Origin of the sequence: Moorena sp. SIO2C4 (genome assembly GCF_010672485.1) — a bacterium.
Taxonomy (GTDB): domain Bacteria; phylum Cyanobacteriota; class Cyanobacteriia; order Cyanobacteriales; family Coleofasciculaceae; genus Moorena; species Moorena producens.
Genome location: NZ_JAAHGN010001143.1, coordinates 1 through 2,298 on the forward strand (window position 1 = coordinate 1; position 2,298 = coordinate 2,298).

Here is a 2,298-nt window from a genome sequence, read left to right on the forward strand (position 1 = left end):
TTTCAGCCTTGCTGAAGGCATTTCTCCATTAATATGAATCTGAATTTTCGGACCCGAACTAGCTAGACGAATAATCATCCCATCGATAACCGGCATTTGGGTAATCCGCTTGCCATCCATATAGGTGCCATTGGCACCTAAACTGATAATTTCCCAACCATTAGGATTTCGCCGTAGTTCTACATGGTGACGGGAAACTACAGCGCTATAGAGAATAACATGATTATCGGTTGACCGGCCAATCCGAATCACTGATTCTGTTTCAAAGGGCCAACTTTGAACAGGCACAGACTGGAGAGGATGCAGTAGGGTTAGGGTAATCGCCGGTGTCACATCTTTCAAGGATTTTGTCCTCACGGCCTGATACTGTTAACTATCCCCCACCGACACGACGTGGGATTTCCTTGCTTATACAGCCAAAAAGGCTGCCAGAGTTAGTCATATCTGCTTAGATTGGCAAGGACTGACATGCACCCCAATTAAGGCACACCTATATTAATATAGAATTTACTGTAAACAGTGACATACTACCGACGCTGACAAGCACGGTACAGCGCGGGCTTCTTACCAACTCCAGCTATCCCTATCGGGCTTTGCCCGACGCGGGGCGCGTTCGGATACTCGATAAGCTTTATTAACGACACGGGATGCCCCTCCGCGCCGGAACAATACAAAAAGTTCTATCTCCAATGTAGCTGCAGGTGCGACCTGTGGCGAATTTAATTCGCCGACGGAAAGCGCACCTATGGAATTTTACCCATTCACAGATAACTCAAACTATTGAGTCTTTTTTCTGAAGGTCACCCTATATTCCAGGTTTTTAAGGTACAGGCGCGTAGGTGGGGCACTGGTTCCGTTGCATGGGACAGGTATAGCCCTTGTCTAGTAGGTGGTTACAGAGCAGATCGAATACTAAACAGTCCAGACCAAGACAGACCTGTTTCCATAATTCCTAACTTCACTGCAGGAACAACTTTAGTTGTGAAATGTACCCGAACAAAATTGTGAACCACCCAAAACACATCCAGGGTTCAAAGCAAATGTTGACGGGACTTAGCATAGGTATTGGCTCGACGCCTATTGGCACTATTGCGCCGCCGCATCGATGGATTAAATCCATCGATATGATTGGCATTTTTCTCGTGTTCTGGAACCTCTGAGTTTGTTTGCGGATGCTCTGGTACGGGAGCTTGGTACTTCTTGCGAGGACGACCGACCCGCTTTTTGGCTCCCTTATTCAAGAGTCTGACCCGTATGCCTTTGGGCAAGCGTTTGGGTGGACGACCCGGCTTGCCATCACGCACCAATTCATGGCAAATCTCAAACAGCAAGTTACCATAGCGGCGTTCCCCATCTGTAAACAGGCCCTCGGTCTTGGGTTTGCTCTATATAGCAGAAGTCAGAAGTCAGAAGTCAGAAGTCAGAAGTCAAACTCTTGCGCTTCTTGATGCAGTCGCTCATGGGGGAAACCCCCAAGACCGTAATGGTGCGCTTTCCGTTGGCGAGCGAATTAAATTCGCCACGGGTCGCACCTCTGCATCGCTTACAAAGGGTGTGAGACTAATGTCGATGTCCTAACTGCCCTGGCGACTGCTATAACTTGAACTAACACCTTGATGGCGTGGTTCTTACAGTTGTTGCTCTTTTTGACCACAATGTAATTCCCACAAAAACCGACTGGCTCTATCCATCTCGACGATCGTCCAGCCCTCACTCAGCTTTTGTGGGACGTTTTTGTTGACCAACGTGTACAGTTCATCCCCAACGATTACCAGTTGCAGAAACTGATCAAGCAAGGCGTACAGCATCAATACAGGTTTAAGCCCACCCAAACGTTCTTCCCAATCAATCACCGTTTTCAAGGAAACGTTAAAGGTACGAACCACACGGAGACCCATCCCTTCGCTTCTGGCTTTGAGAATCTCGATAATGCGACTTAAGGGGGTGCGCAGTCCTGCTATGGGGGTGGCGAAGGTCTCACGCTCAGTACGTATCGCACTCAAAGCAATGGTAGATGGTTCGTGTGCCGTTTTGGGTCTCATAGCGGTCGTGGGGTTTAACTTGTGGACTACCACACAACGGACAATTTTGGGATAATAACTCCATTGCTCACCTCTAAGTCGCGACAGGTCAAATCTTACCTATTATCCCTCCTAATTCAGATATAGCAAGACTTTCAACCACCCGCTTAACGGAACCAGTGCCAAACTCCCCCGATAGTAAACTGCCCCGACCTAAAGAGAACACGTCTGAACTCCATTCACCAACTCTAGTCCAGCACGAATGCGGACTTCTGCT

Annotated in this window: 3 protein-coding genes and 1 pseudogene; 1 reads left to right on the top strand and 3 read right to left on the bottom strand. The window is 48.2% G+C overall.

Translation table 11 applies throughout. The features are described 5' to 3' along the window. Both F6K20_RS34750 and F6K20_RS41015 read right to left on the bottom strand, forming a co-directional pair. Nucleotides 1–357 (bottom strand): FHA domain-containing protein (locus F6K20_RS34750; RefSeq protein WP_287297836.1); only part of this gene is annotated, 357 nt, incomplete at its 3' end. Between the two features lie 536 nt (nt 358–893). Further along, nucleotides 894–1,364, bottom strand: a pseudogene (locus F6K20_RS41015) (IS1 family transposase); the annotation flags it as partial. Nucleotides 1,365–1,374: 10 nt separating this feature from the next. On the opposite strand from F6K20_RS41015, the gene F6K20_RS34760 reads away from it, so the two are divergent. Next, on the top strand, nt 1,375–1,578 hold the full coding sequence (locus tag F6K20_RS34760; protein ID WP_287297838.1) for a hypothetical protein: 204 nt from the start codon (nt 1,375–1,377) through the stop codon (nt 1,576–1,578). 50 nt (nt 1,579–1,628) lie between these two features. On the opposite strand, the gene F6K20_RS34765 is transcribed toward F6K20_RS34760, so the two are convergent. Further along, the gene (locus tag F6K20_RS34765; protein ID WP_008178534.1) at nt 1,629–2,042 is read right to left on the bottom strand and encodes a hypothetical protein; all 414 of its coding nucleotides are present in this window, start codon (nt 2,040–2,042) and stop codon (nt 1,629–1,631) included. Nucleotides 2,043–2,298 lie beyond the last annotated feature (256 nt).

Excerpts from the sequence above, each read along its gene's own strand:
- F6K20_RS34765 (WP_008178534.1), bottom strand. The coding sequence starts at position 2,042 with ATGAGACCCAAAACGGCACACGAACCATCTACCATTGCTTTGAGTGCG.